At 72.2% G+C, this 16090-nt stretch carries 17 protein-coding genes; 11 read left to right on the top strand and 6 right to left on the bottom strand.

The window, feature by feature from the left end:
- Window positions 1-4 precede the first annotated feature (4 nt).
- Window positions 5-478 (bottom strand): hypothetical protein, encoded by a 474-nt coding sequence (locus tag ACWGPF_RS09670; protein ID WP_452332627.1) that lies wholly within the window; start codon window positions 476-478, stop codon window positions 5-7.
- A 137-nt stretch (window positions 479-615) separates the two neighbouring features.
- Here ACWGPF_RS09670 and ACWGPF_RS09665 point away from each other — a divergent pair, with 137 nt between their 5' ends.
- From ACWGPF_RS09665 to ACWGPF_RS09655, 3 genes are all read left to right on the top strand, one after another.
- The gene (locus ACWGPF_RS09665; RefSeq protein WP_452332626.1) at window positions 616-2319 is read left to right on the top strand and encodes an ATP-binding cassette domain-containing protein; all 1704 of its coding nucleotides are present in this window, start codon (window positions 616-618) and stop codon (window positions 2317-2319) included.
- Window positions 2316-3104 (top strand): ABC transporter permease subunit, encoded by a 789-nt coding sequence (locus tag ACWGPF_RS09660; RefSeq protein WP_452332625.1) that lies wholly within the window; start codon window positions 2316-2318, stop codon window positions 3102-3104. Before ACWGPF_RS09665 ends, ACWGPF_RS09660 begins: the two co-directional genes overlap by 4 nt.
- Window positions 3105-3176: 72 nt before the next feature.
- Entirely contained in the window at window positions 3177-3962 is a 786-nt protein-coding gene (locus ACWGPF_RS09655) for a hypothetical protein (RefSeq protein ID WP_452332624.1), read from the top strand.
- 14 nt (window positions 3963-3976) lie between these two features.
- Here ACWGPF_RS09655 and ACWGPF_RS09650 read toward each other — a convergent pair whose 3' ends face one another.
- Together ACWGPF_RS09650 and ACWGPF_RS09645 are read right to left on the bottom strand one after the other, a co-directional pair.
- Window positions 3977-5032 (bottom strand): Gfo/Idh/MocA family protein, encoded by a 1056-nt coding sequence (locus ACWGPF_RS09650; protein ID WP_452332623.1) that lies wholly within the window; start codon window positions 5030-5032, stop codon window positions 3977-3979.
- Window positions 5029-5805: a ThuA domain-containing protein gene (locus ACWGPF_RS09645; RefSeq protein ID WP_452332622.1), complete on the bottom strand. Its 777-nt coding sequence runs from the start codon at window positions 5803-5805 to the stop codon at window positions 5029-5031. The genes ACWGPF_RS09650 and ACWGPF_RS09645 overlap by 4 nt, the downstream gene beginning before the upstream one ends.
- A gap of 77 nt (window positions 5806-5882) precedes the next feature.
- On the opposite strand from ACWGPF_RS09645, the gene ACWGPF_RS09640 reads away from it, so the two are divergent.
- Complete coding sequence (locus ACWGPF_RS09640) at window positions 5883-6896, top strand: LacI family DNA-binding transcriptional regulator (protein WP_452332621.1); 1014 nt, start codon at window positions 5883-5885, stop codon at window positions 6894-6896.
- Window positions 6897-6914: 18 nt separating this feature from the next.
- On the opposite strand, the gene ACWGPF_RS09635 is transcribed toward ACWGPF_RS09640, so the two are convergent.
- Window positions 6915-7496, bottom strand: coding sequence for a winged helix-turn-helix domain-containing protein (locus ACWGPF_RS09635; protein WP_452332620.1), 582 nt, complete (start codon window positions 7494-7496; stop codon window positions 6915-6917).
- An 80-nt stretch (window positions 7497-7576) separates the two neighbouring features.
- Here ACWGPF_RS09635 and ACWGPF_RS09630 point away from each other — a divergent pair, with 80 nt between their 5' ends.
- The 4 genes from ACWGPF_RS09630 (at window position 7577) to ACWGPF_RS09615 (ending at window position 11081) form a co-directional block, all read left to right on the top strand.
- Window positions 7577-8836, top strand: coding sequence for an MFS transporter (locus tag ACWGPF_RS09630; RefSeq protein WP_452332619.1), 1260 nt, complete (start codon window positions 7577-7579; stop codon window positions 8834-8836).
- Between the two features lie 220 nt (window positions 8837-9056).
- Complete coding sequence (locus ACWGPF_RS09625; protein WP_452332618.1) at window positions 9057-9422, top strand: GntR family transcriptional regulator; 366 nt, start codon at window positions 9057-9059, stop codon at window positions 9420-9422.
- Window positions 9423-9438: 16 nt separating this feature from the next.
- A complete protein-coding gene (locus ACWGPF_RS09620) occupies window positions 9439-10350 on the top strand; it encodes an ABC transporter ATP-binding protein (protein WP_452332617.1) in 912 nt (303 codons plus the stop codon).
- Window positions 10347-11081 (top strand): hypothetical protein, encoded by a 735-nt coding sequence (locus tag ACWGPF_RS09615; protein ID WP_452332616.1) that lies wholly within the window; start codon window positions 10347-10349, stop codon window positions 11079-11081. The genes ACWGPF_RS09620 and ACWGPF_RS09615 overlap by 4 nt, the downstream gene beginning before the upstream one ends.
- A gap of 46 nt (window positions 11082-11127) precedes the next feature.
- Here the strand turns inward: ACWGPF_RS09615 and ACWGPF_RS09610 are convergent, their stop codons facing one another.
- A complete protein-coding gene (locus ACWGPF_RS09610) occupies window positions 11128-11430 on the bottom strand; it encodes a chorismate mutase (RefSeq protein WP_345438262.1) in 303 nt (100 codons plus the stop codon).
- 55 nt (window positions 11431-11485) lie between these two features.
- Between ACWGPF_RS09610 and ACWGPF_RS09605 the strand changes: the two genes are divergently transcribed.
- The 3 genes from ACWGPF_RS09605 to ACWGPF_RS09595 all read left to right on the top strand — a co-directional run bounded on the left by ACWGPF_RS09605 (window position 11486) and on the right by ACWGPF_RS09595 (window position 15283).
- Window positions 11486-12583 carry an AI-2E family transporter gene (locus tag ACWGPF_RS09605; RefSeq protein WP_452332615.1) on the top strand — a complete coding sequence of 366 codons (1098 nt, stop codon included), beginning with the start codon at window positions 11486-11488 and terminating at the stop codon, window positions 12581-12583.
- A gap of 67 nt (window positions 12584-12650) precedes the next feature.
- Entirely contained in the window at window positions 12651-13670 is a 1020-nt protein-coding gene (gene glsA, locus ACWGPF_RS09600) for a glutaminase A (protein WP_452332614.1), read from the top strand.
- Complete coding sequence (locus ACWGPF_RS09595; RefSeq protein ID WP_452332613.1) at window positions 13667-15283, top strand: MFS transporter; 1617 nt, start codon at window positions 13667-13669, stop codon at window positions 15281-15283. Before glsA ends, ACWGPF_RS09595 begins: the two co-directional genes overlap by 4 nt.
- Here ACWGPF_RS09595 and ACWGPF_RS09590 read toward each other — a convergent pair.
- Window positions 15280-15933, bottom strand: coding sequence for a GntR family transcriptional regulator (locus tag ACWGPF_RS09590; protein WP_452332612.1), 654 nt, complete (start codon window positions 15931-15933; stop codon window positions 15280-15282). The genes ACWGPF_RS09595 and ACWGPF_RS09590 overlap by 4 nt on opposite strands.
- Window positions 15934-16090 lie beyond the last annotated feature (157 nt).

Here is a 16090-nt window from a genome sequence, read left to right as displayed (position 1 = left end):
CCCGTCAGGAGGGCCGCTGGATCTCCACGGTCACGGGCTCGGCGTCCTCGATCGTGATCGACGCCTCGTCGGGCACGGCTCCGCCCACGGTGTCCTCGCCGAAGACGTGCGTCGTCGGCGCGTAGTCCGCCGTGCAGACCTCGGCCGACGACCGCACGAAGACCACGGCGAGGAGGGAGCCGTCGTTGTCGAACTCCGTCGCGCGCGGCGGACAGGAGGAGCTCCCCCACGTCACGATCTGCACGCTGCCGTCGTCCATCGCGTACGCGAGCGGGCCGCCCATCGTGTCGACCGGGAGCGCCACGCCGTCCGGCCCGCCGGTGATCACGTCGTCGGCGATGCTCTCGGGCGACGGCGTCGGCTCCACGCCGGGCACGCTCGTCGCCCCCGGTATGCACCCGGCGAGCGCCCCTGCCATCAGGGTCGCGAGCGTGACCGCCACGATCGCGACCGTGATCCCCTCACTCCTGCGTCGCATGGTGCCCGAGTCTGCCACGCGGGAGCGGAGGCCGCTACGGCGTCCGCGGGCACGGGTCTCGCTCGATCGACCGTGCTGCGGGATGCTTTCGTCCATGCCTCTACCGGCATCGACTCCGCGGGACTACCGTGAGCGCCATGACGGCGGCGATCGAGACGCACGGCCTGCAGAAGCGATACGGGCGGCGCACCGCGCTGCACGCCCTCGACCTCGCCGTCGAACCGGGCACCGTCTTCGGCCTCATCGGACCGAACGGCGCGGGGAAGACGACGACGCTGCGCATCCTCCTCGACGTGATCCGCCCATCCGGCGGCGAGGTCCGCGTGCTGGGCGAGGACCCACGCCGAGGAGGGCCGGCGCTGCGGAAGCGGATCGGCTACGTTCCCGGCGAGCTGCGCCTCGACTCGCGGACGACCGGACGAGGTCTGCTCGACTTCTACGCCCGCGTGTCCGGGCCCTCCCCGAAAGGCCGCGCAGACGAGCTCGCGGACCGCCTCGGCCTCGATCTGTCCCGCCGTGTGCGCACGCTGTCGAAGGGCAACAAGCAGAAGCTCGGGCTCGTCCAGGCGTTCCTGCATGAACCCGAGCTGCTCATCCTCGACGAGCCGACGAGCGGTCTCGACCCGCTCGTCCAGCGCGCCTTCATCGAGCTCGTGCGGGAAGCCAGGGGTCGCGGGCAGACCGTGCTGCTGAGCTCGCACGTGCTGAGCGAGATCCAGCAGACCGCCGACGAGGTCGCCGTCCTGAGCGAGGGACGCGTCGTGGCGTCCGGTGATGTGGCATCGCTGCGTCTGGGCGCCGTGCGGCGCATCCGGGCCGGCGTCGCCGACACCTCACCCGAGGATGTCGCCACCGCGCTCCGCGCGCTGCACCTGCACGATCTCGACGTCGCGGGAGGCGCGGACCAGGTGCGGGTCTCCGCCACCGCCGAGGGCGGGATCGACGCCGTCGTGAAGGCGCTCGCGGGATTCCCTCTCGTCGATCTGACCGTCGAGGAGCCCGATCTGGAGGAATCGGTGCTGCGCCTCTACGGCGCCGAGCGACACGACGCGGACGATGCCGCGGACGCCGGCACCGCGTGCACGGATGCGGCGGGTGCCGCAGCGCCTGCGCCCATCGCGTCGACGGCGCGCGCTGACGCGGCGAACGTGGGCGAAGCGCACGCGGACGCGCATGCGAATGCGCACGCGGACGCGGAGGATGCGCACGCGGACGGGGCGGACACCGACGAGGTGGATGCGGACCAGGACGAGGCGGACCAGGACGCGGCGGACGCCTCGGAGGCGGGCGACGTCGAGCGTGCGCACCCGACGGGCGCACCCGACCTCGACGCGCCGACGCCGCGTGCGTTCCGGTCGAACTTCGTCGTGCCGCCTGCGCCGCAGGCCGTCGCCGGGACGCCTCCGGTCGCGGTCGAGGCGGGAACGCCGACTCCGCCGGAGGAGTCGCCGACGGACGGCACCGTCCCCGGTTCCGCACGGGCCGACGACGAGCAGGGCGACCCTGCGGAGGAGGGCGATCCGGACGAGGCCGCCTCGCCGGAATGGCCGCCCGACCCCGAGGATCTCCTCGCCGCGCCCGTCGTGCCGAGCACGCGGCCGGCGCACGCGCGCGGGACGTTCACGCCGGTGAGCACGGCGTCGCCGCGCTCGGGGGCTGCCATCGACCTCGAGACGGCCGAGGCCGCGCCCGCGCCATCCGAGTCCGCGCCGTCCGTGCCAGAGCCATCCGCGCCCGCGCCGTCGAGGCCGCTGCTTCGGCGGGATCTGCGCGGGCGACCGCCGACAGGCACCCTCCCGGTCGCCGGCAGCGTGCAGCACGAGCCGGGGGCCGGACGATGATCGCCGTGCTGGGCCGCGCACTGGCGGAGACGTGGCGGGGCGTGCTCGTGTGGACACTCGCACTGACGGCCGTGATGATGCTGTACCTGTCGCTGTATCCGAGCATCGGGCTCGACGGGCAGATGGCCGACCTGCTGTCGACGCTGCCGTCGTCGCTCGTGAACACGCTCGGGTTCGACCAGATCGCGACGGGTGCGGGCTATGCGCAGGCGACGTTCTACGGGCTTCTCGGCTTCGTGCTGCCGACCGTCGCGGCCATCGGCTGGGGCGCGGGGGCCGTGGCGGGGGCCGAGGAGCAGGGCCGCCTCGAGCTCGACCTCGCCCACGCCGTCTCGCGCGCCGGCTACGTCGCGGGTCAGGCGGTCGCGCTCCTCGCCCGGCTCGCGTGGCTCGCGGCGTACACGAGTCTCCTGCTGCTCCTCGTGAGTGGCCCGTTCGAGCTCGAACTGGACGGGGCGAACATCGTGCCGCAGGCGACCGCCGCCCTCGGGCTGTGGCTGTTCGGCGGTGCGACGGCGCTGTGCGTCGGCTCCCTCACGGGCCGCCGTGCCGCCGCGGTGGGCGCGGGGGCGCTCGTCGCCGCCGCGGGGTTCCTCTTCAACGGCGTCGCGAATCAGAACGACGACTTCGACGTCCTGCGGGCCTTCTCGCCGTATTCGTGGGCGTACCACGACGCCCCCTTGACGAACGGATGGACGGAGGGCCTCCTCCCCCTCTGGGCAGGCGTCGCGGTGCTCCTCGCGGGCGCCGTCGTCGCGCTGACCCGGCGCGACCTGCGCGGCTGACCGCCGCCCGCGCTGCACGAGAGCGCACCGCGTCCGAGGAGCCGCGCGGGCGGTCGGGATAGTCTGCCGGGCATGAGGTTCGTCCCGGCCGCCGCCGCCGTCGCCGCTGTCGTCCTGCTCGCGGCGGGATGCTCCGCACAGCCGGAGCCCGCCGCCGAGAGGTCGCCGACGGCGTCGGAGCCGGTCACGACGACGCCCGCGTCCGAGGCGACGCCATCCGCCACAACGACCCCCGCGCCAACCCCCACGGCGGAGTCGCTCGCGACGCCGCAGACCTGCCTCGACGCCGGCATCGCGGTGGGCGCAAGCGTGGACGGCGCCGCCCTGGGGGCCTGCATCGCCGACGGCCTCGCGGCCGCCGGCTCCGGACGGATGACCCTCGGCGGCACGCTCGCGCAGGGCGCTGTCGACTTCGCGTACTCCCCCGCGTACGCCTTCCACCTGGCCGGGGCGTTCGACCTCTGGTACGTCGACGGCGCGTTCTGGGTGGACCAGGGAGCCGGCCCCGTCGCCGCCGACGCGGCATCGTCCGACGAGCAGGAGCGGATGGCCGCGCAGACGGCGGAGTACTACCGGGCGTTCGCCGATCCGCGGGCCGTGGCGGACATCCTCGCAGCCGGACCCGGATGGCTCGTCGACGACGAGCAGACGGAGGACGGCGGGTTCCGGATGACCGCGACCGAGCCCTTCGATTGGGAGAGGACGCGCATCGCCGAGCTCGCGGTCGAGCTCGCGCCGGGCCTCGCCCCCGTCGGGGCGGAGCTGTCGCTCACCGTGCACGGCGTGGACGGCACCCTCACCCAGACGTTCGAGGATCTGGGCGAGCCCGTCGGGATCACCGCGCCCGTCGCGGGCTGAGGCCGCGGAGCGGATCAGCCCCGCCAGGCCTCCAGCACCGCGCGCACCGCGCCATCCGACTCGACCTCGATCGCGCGCGCCGACGCGGCGTCCAGCACGTCGGAGATCCGCACCCGCCGGCCGGTCGTCGCCGACAGCACGGCCCCCTCGACCATCGCCAGACTCGCGACGTTGGCGCGAGCATCCGTCGTCGGACGCACGCCCGACCGCACGGCCGCGACGAACTCGGCGAGGGATCCGTCGATCTGCTCCGGTGCCCGGTCTCCGGAGGCGGGCGCGACGAGCGACGAGACCGGTGCGCCGTCGCCATCCCACTCGGCGCTGCCGTCGGCGCCGCTCACGCGCCAGCGCCCGTTCCACGAGGTCTCGAGCCCGGGCGCGCACCAGCTGCCGGTGTAGGTGTACCGCACGCCGTCGGCGAACTCGAAAACCGCGACGGCGTTCGCGGCGCCGCGGTACCAGCTCCACGACGGGTTGTACTCCTCGGCGTACACGGCGACCGGGTCGCTGCCGATGAGCGCCCGCGCCGCGTCGAACGAGTGGATGGCCATGTCCACGAGCAGCACGTGGTCCATCTCGTCGCGGAACCCGCCGAAGCGCGGTGCCTTGAAGAACTCCGTCGCGACGGCACCGAGCGCCCCGAGCCGTGCCGTCTGGGCCCGCAGCGCCGCGAAGCCGTCGAAGTACCGGCGCGACTGGCTGATCATGAGCAGCCTCCCGTGCACCTGCGCCGCAGCGGCCTGCCGCAGCGCGTCGGCCACGGTGGGGGCCGCCGGCTTCTCGCACAGCACGGGATACCCGGCGGCGAGCGCCTCGAGGTTGACGGGCAGGTGCGCGCCGGGCACCGTGACGTTCACGACCGCATCGGCCGACACGGCGGCCGCCACCTCGGAGACCGACGTGCCGACCGCGACACCCGCGAGCCCGGCATCGTCGAGCGCCGCGCGCGCCGTGCCGAGGTCGAGGTCGACGAGCCCGACGAGCTCCGCATCGTCGTGACGCGAGATCGCCCCGATCCAGGCGCGGCCCATCCCGCCCGCGCCGACCTGCACGACCCGGAGTGCGCTCACGGCTCCATCGCCCCCTCGTAGCCGCGGCCGTTGTAGAAGTCCTCGGTGTCGTATCGGAGCAGCACGGGCTCCGTCCGCTCTGGCCGCAGCGTGCGGGCCCACTCGACGCCGTTCGCGATGACGCGGCGCACCTCGGCCTGGTGGTAGACGGGGTAGTCCTGGTCGCCGGGGCTGAAGTAGAAGATCTTGCCGTACCCGCGGCGGTAGGTCATCCCGCTGCGGAAGACCTCGCCGCCCGAGAACGTGGAGAGGAAGATCAGCTCGTCGGGGGCCGGCACGTCGAAGAACTCGCCGTACATCTCCTGCGCGGGGATGAGGAAGGGGTGCGGCACGCCCTGGGCGATCGGATGGGTCGGGTCGACCGTCCAGACGATCTCGCGGTCGTCTTTCGAGCGCCAGCGCAGCGTGCAGGTCGTGCCCATGAGCCGTCCGAAGATCTTCGACCAGTGGCCGGAGTGCAGGACGAGGAGCCCCATCCCCGCGAGGACGTGCCGGTGCACGCGGTCGACGATCTCGTCGGCGACCTCGTGGTGGGCGGCGTGCCCCCACCACACCAGCACGTCGGTCTCGCGCAGCAGCTGCTCGGTGAGACCGTGCTCGGGGTCGTCGAGCGTGACGGTGCGCACCACGACGCGGTCGCCGAGGTTCTCCTCGATCCCCTCGCGGATGGTCGTGTGCATGCCGTCGGGATAGATGTCCCTGACGTTCTGCTGCACCTGCTCGTGACGGTTCTCGCCCCACACGACGACGCGGATCGTCTCACTCTGTGCCATGTCCCACCTTCATTGGTAAAGCGCTTAAATGGAGTATGCGGCCCCCTCGCCGCCTCGTCAAGCGGGAGGATGGGCTGATGGCCACCATGCAGCAGGTCGCGGAGCGTGCCGGCGTCTCCATCGCGACGGTGTCGTTCGTGGTCAATGGGACGAAGCACGTGACGGACGAGACCCGCGCGCGCGTCGAGGCCGCCATGCGCGACCTCGGCTACGCGCGCCATCACGCGGCGAGCGCGCTCGCGCGCGGGCGCACGAACATCCTCGCCCTGCTGTATCCGGCCCTCGAGAGCGACCTCAGCGGCTCGGGAGTGCAGTTCTTCACGGGCGCCGCCGAGCGCGCACGCGAACGCGGCTACACCCTCGTGCTGTGGCCCGCGCGAAACGACGCCGGGGAGATCGCCGAGCTCACGGCGACGGGGCTCGTCGACGGCGTCGTACTCATGGAGGTGCAGCTCGACGATCCCCGCGTGGACCTGCTGCGTGCGTCGACGACGCCGTTCGCGCTCATCGGCCGCACTGCCGACCCCTCGGGCACGGCATGGGTCGACATCGACTTCGAGGCGACCGTGGACGACGCCGTCGATCGACTCGTCGCGCTCGGGCATCGGACCATCGCCTACGTCGAGGGCGAGCCGGACGGCCGCTCCTCCCCGCACGGAGGAGCCGCGCGGGCCCATGCCGCCTACCTCGCGGCAGCCGCCCGCCACGGCTTCGCCCCACGGCTTCTCGCCTGCGCCGGCGATGCGGGCGCAGGCCGCTCGCTCGCCCGCCGGCTCGTCGACGAGGGCTCGGATGCGACCGCGCTCGTCGTCGTCAACGAGCACGCGGCCCCCGGCATCCTCGCGGAGCTCGCGCAGGGCGGGAAGAGGATCCCCGCCGACCTGTCCGTGCTGTCGATCGGCACGTCGCCGGGCGCCGCGGACCCCGCGCTCGCGCGCATGCCGTCACCCGGCGCGGAGCTCGGCCGCCTCGGCGTCGACGCCGTCATCGACCGCATCGAGAACCCCGACCGCCCCCTTCCGCAGACGCTCATCCCGTGCCGGCCACCCGAGGGCGACTCGCTCGGTCCGGCGCCTCGGCAGGCGGGGTAGGCGGGGGTTCGGCAGCGCTCAGATCTCGTCGTCGGCCGCGATGAGGTCCATGCGCCACCGGCGTGCACCCGCGGCTCCGGGCTCGTTGAGGTCGCGGAACTCCTCGACCACCGACCCGATGCGCTCCAGCATCCGGGTGAACTGCTCCTCGTCGAGCCACAGCGCGTACTGGTTGAAGGTCCCGTGGACACCCTCCGCTCGGCCGCTCGAGTACTCCGGCGCCCACGCGATGATGCGCTGGACGAGGTCCTGATGCTGCGCGGCGAGCGCACGGATGACCGCGGTCCCCGCCTGCTCGTCCTCCATCGGGTGCTCGGGGCTGCCGAGCTCCCATGTCTGCTTCGCCCGTGTCCAGACCCGATCCCTGCGGTCGCGGGCCTTCTCGGGCGCCTCCTCGATGAGGCCCGCATCGGCCAGGACCCGCAGGTGGAAGCTCACCTGGTTCGCGGGCAGGTCCAGATCGGCCGCGAGGTCGGCCGCTCGGGCGAACCCTCGACGACCGAGCGCCTCCTCGAGGCGCAGCCGCACCGGATGCGCCATGGCGCGCAGCTTCCGCGCCGACACGGTCTCGGCGCGCGCGCTCCCTTCGGGCTTCGACATCCACCCATCCTACGGATTGCGCGCGCAAAGTTGCGCACGATTACTTGCGCAACTCCAGTTGCGCATCTACGCTCGCTCCCATGACCGCTCTCGCGCCCTATCGACTCACCCGCGACCGCCGCTACCTCCTCTGGCTTGCGAGCGACACGGCATCCGGGCTCTCGAACGCCCTCTCGGGCTTCGCCATCCCGCTCATCGCACTGGCGACGACGGGCGACCCGGCGCAGGCCGGCATCCTCGGCGCCGTGGCCTTCGCGGCACGGCTCATCGCGACACTCGCCGGCGGGGTGCTGGCGGATCGACGCCGCCGCATCCCGCTCATGCGCGTCGGCGCCGTGATCGGCCTCTCCCTCGCCGCCGCGTTCACGGCTCTGGCCGCTTCCGGCTCGCTGACCTTCTCCGCGCTGCTCGCGATCAGCACGGCACTCGCGGTGCGCACGGGACTCTTCGGCGTCGCCGGCGAGTCGACCCTGAAGGAGCTGGTGCCCGACGAGGCGATGGGCCGCGCGCAGGCGGCGAATCAGGGGCGAGACGCCGCACTGTCGCTACTCGGCTCGCCACTCGGGGGCATGCTGCTCGCCGCGGGCGGATGGATCGTCGGCGCCGCGATGACGGCCTGCCAGGTCGTCGCCGCGGCGACCGCGTGGGCGCTGGGCCGCGGGGGCTCCGATGCGGGTGAGCCGCCGGCCGCCGCACCGTCCCGATCGCCGTTGGCGGACATCCGCGAGGGGATGGGATGGCTGCTGGCGCGACGCGACCTGCGAGGCGTGCTCATCGTGTCGACCATCGTCAACCTCGGCTTCAACGCGGGCCTGACGACCGCGATCTATGCGATGCAGCAGGACGGCGCGACGACGACCAGCCTGGGATGGACGATGGCCGCAGCGAGCGCGGCGATGCTCGCGGGCGCCGTCGCGAGCCCCGCGCTCGTCGCGCGGGTGCGCGCCGGGACGCTCATCGTCATCGGGCTGCTCCTCGCGGGCCTCGGCATCATCGCACTCCCCTTCGTGCACGAGCCGCTCGCGATCGCCGGCGTCCTCGCGGTCGCCGTCGTCGCGATCCCCGCCCTCAACGCGGCGCTGCTCGGCTACTTCACGGTCGCGACGCCGAGCCGGCTGCTCGGCCGGGCGAACAGCGCGCTGCAGGTGCTCTCGATGGGCGCGATGCCGCTCGCGCCCCTCGTCGCCGGCTTCGGCCTCGCCTTCGCCGGCCGCACCGGCACCCTCGCCCTGGCCTCGGGGCTGTGCGTCGCCGCGGCCCTCGTCGCGATGGCGGATCGCAACCTGCGGTCGCTCCCCGCCGAGGCCGGGTGGGCCGCGCACGCCGCGGCGATGCGGTGACCACCCGAGACGGCGGGCTTCGCCAGTGCGGATGTCGACGACGGGCCGCTTCGCCAGTGCGGATGCTGCCCAAAAGGCGGCTCGAGGCCTACATCCGCACTGGCGAGAGCGCGACAGGCCTACATCCGCACTGGCGAGAGCGCGACACACCCGCCCTTGACACCGCCCCAGGTTCCATGGTTACTTAGTCGAGTAACTAACCGACACACCGGAGGATGCGATGGACGACGGCCGCCCCCTGTTCGTGCAGATCGCCGAGCAGGTCGAGGACTCGATCGTCGACGGCAGCCTCGCCGAGGAGGCGCAGGCCCCGTCGACGAACGAGCTCGCCGCCTTCTACCGCATCAATCCGGCCACCGCCGCCAAGGGAGTGAACATGCTCGTGGACAAGGGCGTGCTGTACAAGCGCCGCGGGATCGGCATGTTCGTCGCCGCTGGCGCGCAGGAGCTGCTCCGCGCGGAGCGCAGGTCGGCCTTCGCCGATCGCTACGTGCAGCCGCTCCTCGCCGAGGCGCGAAAGCTCGGGCTCGAGCCCGACGACGTCGCCGACCTCATCCGCGCGGGCGCCGCGCAGACCGCACCGTAGGACCGAAGGACACAGGATGAACCCCGTGATCGAGGTCAGAGACCTCACCAAGCGATACAAGGACAAGGTCGCCCTCGACGGCGTGAGCTTCGACATCGAGAAGGACGTCGTCTACGGCTTCCTCGGTCGCAACGGCGCCGGCAAGACCACCGCCATGTCGATCCTCACCGCGCAGAACATCGCCACGAGCGGCGAGGTGCGCGTGTTCGGGGAGAACCCCTACGAGAACCCGCGCGTCCTCAGTCGCATGTGCTTCGTGCGCGAGAGCCAGAAGTACCCCGACGACGCGACCCCGCGGCATGCGTTCGCCGCGGCACGCCTGTTCTTCCCCCGCTGGGACCAGGACCTCGCCGACCGGCTCGTCGACGACTTCCAACTGCCCCTCAAGCGCACCATCAAGAAGCTCTCCCGCGGTCAGCTGTCGGCGGTCGGCGTCGTGATCGGCCTCGCGTCGCGCGCCGAGATCACGTTCTTCGACGAGCCGTACCTCGGCCTCGACGCCGTCGCGCGGCAGATCTTCTACGACCGGCTGCTCGCCGACTACGCCGAGCACCCGCGGACGATCCTGCTGTCGAGCCACCTGATCGACGAGGTCGCCGACCTCATCGAGCGCGTGCTCGTGATCGACGACGGACGGATCATCATGGACGAGACGACCGAGGACGCCCGCGCGCAGGCGACGAACGTCGTGGGCGATGCGGCGACCGTGGAGGCCGCCGTCGCCGGCCGCGAGGTCATCCACCGCGACACCCTCGGGCGCGTCGCCTCCGTCACCTTCATCGGCCGCATCGACCCGGCCGAACGCGCTCGGCTCCTCGACGCGGGCCTCGAGCTCGCACCCGTGTCGCTGCAGCAGCTCATCGTCCGCCGCACCCAGCACGCGGGCGCCCGGCCCGCCGGCCTCCCCCAGGAAGGAGCACTCCGATGACCGCGATCGACCTCCCCGCCGCGACGCCGAGCAGTCGCATCCTCAACGTCGTGCGCCTGCAGTTCATCAACACCCAGACGTTCGTCTGGGTGCCGGCTCTCGTGCTCGGCGGCTCGTGGATCATCACGATGGCGATCTACTGGATCATCAACGCCGCGTCCGACGGCGCGGCGGGCCCCATGTTCGGAGGCGGATCGCAGGCGCCGCTGTGGTACTTCCTCGCCATCGGCATCCAGGCCATGACGATGTCGTTCCCCTTCTCGCAGGCGATGAGCCTCACCCGCCGCGAGTTCTCGCTCGGCTCGCTCGCGGCCGCGAGCGTGAGCGCAGCGGGGATGGCTCTCGTCTTCGTCCTGCTCGGCCTTCTCGAGCAGGCGACGGACGGATACGGCGTGAACGGCTGGTTCGCCTACCTCGACTGGGTGTGGGTGGCCGGCCCCCTCGCCGCCTGGTTCATCTACTTCGTCGCCAGCCTGCTCTTCTTCATCCTCGGTTTCTGGTTCGCGACCATCTACAAGCGCTGGGGCACCGCCGCGGTCACGACCGCGATGCTCGCGATCGCCCTCGTGCTCCTCGGCTTCGTCGCGGTCGTCACCCTCAACGAGGCGTGGCCCGGCGTGTGGACGTGGATCCTCGACACCGGCGCCCTGGGGCTCGCGTTCTGGGGCGCTCTGCTCGCGGTCGTCCTCGCGGCCGGCTCCTACGCCACGCTGCGGCGGATGCCCGCCTGAGCCGCGCATCGAGCGCGCCTTCCGCTCGGAAGGCGCGCTCGTCGCGTCAGCCCTGGCGCTGCTCGGCGGCCGCCTCGTGGTGGCGGATCACCTCGGCCACGACGAAGTTGAACCACTTCTCGGCGAACTCGGGGTCCAGATGCGCGGCCTCCGCGAGCGCGCGCAGACGCGCGACCTGCTGCTCCTCGCGCTGCGGGTCGGACGCGGGCAGCTCGTGCTCGGCCTTCAGCTGCCCGACCTGCTGCGTGCAGCGGAATCGCTCGGCCAGCATGTAGACGAGGGCGGCGTCGATGTTGTCGATGCTGGCCCGAAGGCGCAGCAGCTCGGCGCGGGCTTCCTCGTTCGTCATGCTCATGGTGTCGAGGGTACCGGCCCGGCGCGGCACCGCCCCTACAGTGGCAGGCATGACCGCCGAAGAGCACGACGTCTCCGAGCCGCCGCCGTCGCGCACGTTCTGGGCGTTCCTGCGCCAGCCGTTCGGCGCCGGCTTCCTCCTGACGCTGGGCGGACTCGCCGCGATCGCCCTCGGCATCGCGCTGTCGAACCTGTCGACCGTGCTCGTCTACATCGCCTTCGCGCTCTTCATCGCCCTGGGACTCGATCCGCTCGTGCGGGCGATCTCGGCACGCGGGCTCTCCCGCGCGGGCGGCATCGCCATCGTCTGCGCGGGCTTCGTCGCCGTGCTCGTCGGCATCCTCCTGCTCATCATCCCCACCGTCGTGGACCAGATCGCCCAGTTCATCCGCTCCATCCCCTCCCTCATCTCCGATTTCCAGGGGTCCGAGGTGTACGTGTGGTTGGAGGAGTCGTTCGGCGATCAAGTGGGAGCCGTGCTCGCCGAGGTGCAGGCGTTCCTCACGAGCCCGTCGAACATCGCCGCGATCGGCGGCGGCGTACTCCAGGTGGGGACGACCGTCGCGACGGCCGCGTCGGGTGTGGTGATCGTCATCGTGCTGAGCCTGTACTTCCTGGCGTCGCTGCCCACGATGAAGGTGTCGCTCATCCAGCTCGCCCCCGCGCGCAGCCGCGCCCGCGTGGGCGGGCTCGCCGACGAGATCACGGCGTCCGTCGGCAGCTACCTCGGCGGGATGGTCGTGCTGGCGCTCGTCAACGCGGCGTTCGTCTTCGTCGTGCACCTCGTGCTCGGGCTGCCGTTTCCGCAGCTCATGGCGGTCACCGCGTTCTGCATCACGCTCATCCCGCTCGTCGGATCGGTGCTGTTCTGGGCGATCGCGTCGGCCCTCGCCCTCTTCACGAGCCCCGTCACAGCGCTCGTGTTCGCGATCGTCTACCTCGTCTACATGCAGCTCGAGGCGTACCTCCTCACCCCTCGCGTCATGAGCCGGACGATCTCGGTTCCCGGCTCGCTCGTCGTCATCGGAGCGCTCGTCGGCGGCACGCTGCTCGGGCTGCTGGGCGCGCTCGTGGCGATCCCCGTGACGGCGTCGGTCCTGCTCATCGTGAAACAGGTGGTCATCCCCCGCCAGGACCGCAAGGTGTGATCGTCCATTGACCGGAATACCGCCGAGTCCTAGGGTGTGAGCAACCGACACGACGGCGGGGGGCCGGATGTCCGAGGAGCCGAGCGACGATGTCGACCAGCAGGTCGCGACGGGAGCTCTCCCCGACCCGCCGCGCGTCGATGAGCTCGTCCACGAGGCTCATCGCCGATACGCGGACGACGACGACGGCACCGTCGCCGACTACATCCCCGCACTCGCGCAGGCCGACCCTGCGCTCTTCGGACTCGCCGTCGTCGAGGCCGCAGGAGCCGTGCACGATGCGGGCGACGCGCACCGCCTCTTCTCGATCCAGTCGATCTCGAAGCTGTTCGTGTACGCACTCGTCGTCGACGAGCTCGGTCATGACGTCGTGCGCGACCGCGTCGGCGTGAACAACACGGGACTCGCGTTCAACTCGGTCGTCGCGATCGAGCTCAACGACGGCCATCCCATGAACCCGATGGTCAATGCGGGTGCGATCGCGACCACCGCGCTCGTCCGTGCCGCGTCGACCGCCGAGCGCTGGGAACGGGTGCGCGAGGGGCTGTCGGCCTTCGCGGGGCGGCAGCTGCGCCTGAACGGCGAGGTATACCGGTCGGAGGCCGACACGAACGACCGCAATCGGGCGATCGGGCGGCTGCTGCGCAGCTACGGCCGCCTCGACGGCGATCCCGACGACGTCGTCGACGTCTACACGCGGCAGTGCGCCCTCGACGTCGACGCGCACGACCTCGCCGTCATGGGCGCCACTCTCGCCGACGGCGGCGTCAACCCGGTCACCGGCGAGCGCGTGGTGTCCGCCGACGTCTGCCGCGACACGCTCGCGGTGGTCGCCGCGTCCGGCCTCTACGAGCGCAGCGGCGAATGGCTCTTCGAGATCGGCCTCCCCGCGAAGTCGGGGGTCTCTGGAGGCATCGTCGCGATCGCACCCGGAAAGGGCGCGATCGGCGCGTTCTCGCCCCGACTCGACGCCGCCGGAAATTCGGTCCGCGCGCGACGCGCCATCCGCCATCTCTCCCGGGCCCTGGGCCTGAATCTGTTCGCATCGGCGCCCGCCGTCGCGCACCGCCGAGAGGAGCACGCATGACCCGGTCCCCGAACGCGACCGACGTCAGGGCGTCGTGGATGCCGCTCGTGTCGCTCTTCCTCGCCCAGGTGCTGATGTCGTTCAACGTCGCAGCGCTGCCCATCTCGCTCGGAGGCATGGTCGACGACTTCGGCGTGCCGCCCACGGTGGCCAGCTCCACGATCGTCGTCTACGGCCTCGCGGTGGCCGCCCTCGTCATGACGGGCGCGAAGCTCGGCCAGCGGGTCGGATGGGTGCTCATCTTCCGCATCGTCATCGTGCTGTTCGCGGGGTCGTCCGTGCTCATGATCCTCGCGCCGACCGCGGGCTGGGCGATCGCCGGCCAGGCCGTCGCGGGCGCCGCAGCGGCGATCATCGTGCCCGCCATCGTCGCCCTCATCGCGGAGAACTACCGCGGCTCACAGCAGGCGACGGCGATCGGCGCGATCGGTTCGGCGCGTGCGATCTCGGGAGTGAGCGCGTTCCTCATCGGCGGCACCCTGGGCACGCTCGTGGGATGGCGGCCCGTCTTCGTCATCGTGCTCGCGTTCGCCGTGCTGGTGTTCGCGTTCAGCTTCACCCTGCGCGGCGACCGCGGCGACCCGGGCATCCGCATCGACCTCGTCGCGTCGGGGCTCATCGGCGCCGCGATCGTCGCGCTCACGCTCGGCTTCAACAACCTGAACGGATGGGGTGCGCTGCGCGCGACCGACGCGGCGCCGTTCGCCGTCGGCGGGCTGTCGCCCGCCCCGCTCCTCATCGTCGGGGGGATCGTCCTCGGCCAGGCGTTCTTCCTCTGGACCCGGCGCCGCATGCGCGGCGGGCGCGTGCCGCTCATCGACCTGTCGATCATCGACTCCCCACGCGAGCGGGCCGCCGTCTACGCCATGTTCGTCGTCGTGGCGCTCGAGGCGTGCGTCAACTTCACCATCCCCCTGTACATCCAGATCGTGCAGGGGCGCACGCCGTTCGACACCTCGCTCGCGATGATGCCGTTCAACCTGACGGTCTTCCTCACGGCGACGCTGGTCGTGCGCTTCTACCGGCGGTATCCGCCGCGGACGATCGGCGTCTTCGGCTTCGTACTGACGACGGCGGCTCTCGTCTGGCTCTCGTTCGTCGTGACGAACAACTGGGAGACGATCCCGACGATCCTCGGACTCGTCGTCTTCGGCGTCGGGCAGGGAGCCCTCGTGACACTCGTCTTCAACGTGCTCGTCACTGCGGCGCCTCCCGAGCGGGCGGGCGATGTCGGCTCGCTGCGCGGGACGACGCAGAATCTCGCCTCCGCCGTCGGCACCGCCGTCGCGGGGGCGCTGCTCGTCTCCCTGCTGGGGGTGAGCGTGGGGCGTGCGGTCGCCGAGCATCCCGAGCTGCCGCCCGAGCTCGTCGCGCAGGTGAACCTCGACGATGTCAACTTCGTGAGCAATGACGAGCTGCGGGCCGTCCTCGACGACACCGACGCGACCGACGCCCAGGTCGAGGCGGCCGTCGCCGTCAACGAGGAGTCGCGGCTGGCGACCCTGCGTCTCGGGCTGCTCGTGCTCGCGGGCGTCAGCGCGCTCGCCATCCTCCCGGCGTCGAGGCTGCCGCGGTACACGCCGGAGGAGATCCCCGACCCGTCGCCGCGTTAGCCGAGGGCCCTCCGCCGCATCCGCACGAGCAGCGACGCGACGTGCGCGCGCGCCGCGGCCTCCGCGCCGACGACGTCGCCGCGCTCGATGGCGTCGACGATCGCCGTGTGCTCGGCGAGCGCGGCTGCGCGCCCGCGGGCATCCGACCACAGCCCCGCGTCGTGCAGGTGCGCGATCGAATCGAGCCGATGGAGCGCGTCGCTCAGCACGCGGTTGCGCGCGAGATCGCGGATGGCCGTATGGAAGGCGAGGTCGCGGCGGGCGTCGGCCGTCGGGTCCTCCTCCGCGAGGCCCTCCTCCTGCGCCCGCAGCAGCGCCCGCAGGGCGGCGACATCGTCGGCGCGCGCGTGCGCGACGGCCTCTCGCGCGGCGAGGCCGTCGAGCGGCTCGCGCACCGTCATCACCTGGGCGACGTCGGCCTCCGTGAGGGTCGCCACCCTGGCGCCCGCGTGGGGCGTGTGCACGGCGAGGCCGTCGGCGATGAGCCGCTGGACGGAGTCGCGCACGGGACTGCGGCTGACGTTCAGCTGCGCGGCGAGCGCCGGCACGCTGAGCGGCATGCCCGATCTCAGCTCTCCGCGGAAGATGCGGTCGACGAGGTCGGCGTAGACGGCGTCGCCCAGCAGACCCTCCTGCTCCCTCGCGGCCATCCCGCTCCTCCCCGACGTCGGATGCGGGCGGGGCGGCGTACATGCCCTCGAGCTGCGCGTTGGCCGCGACATCCATCGCCCCGTGCTGAAGCGAGGCGTTCTGCGCGCCCTGAGCAGCCTGAGGTCCGCCCGGGTAGGTCGCGACATTGCGCGGGTC

The sequence above is a fragment of the Microbacterium sp. NPDC055683 genome, from assembly GCF_053617895.1.
Note: the sequence above shows the minus strand (reverse complement) of the source record. Positions and strands in the feature narration are given on the sequence as shown.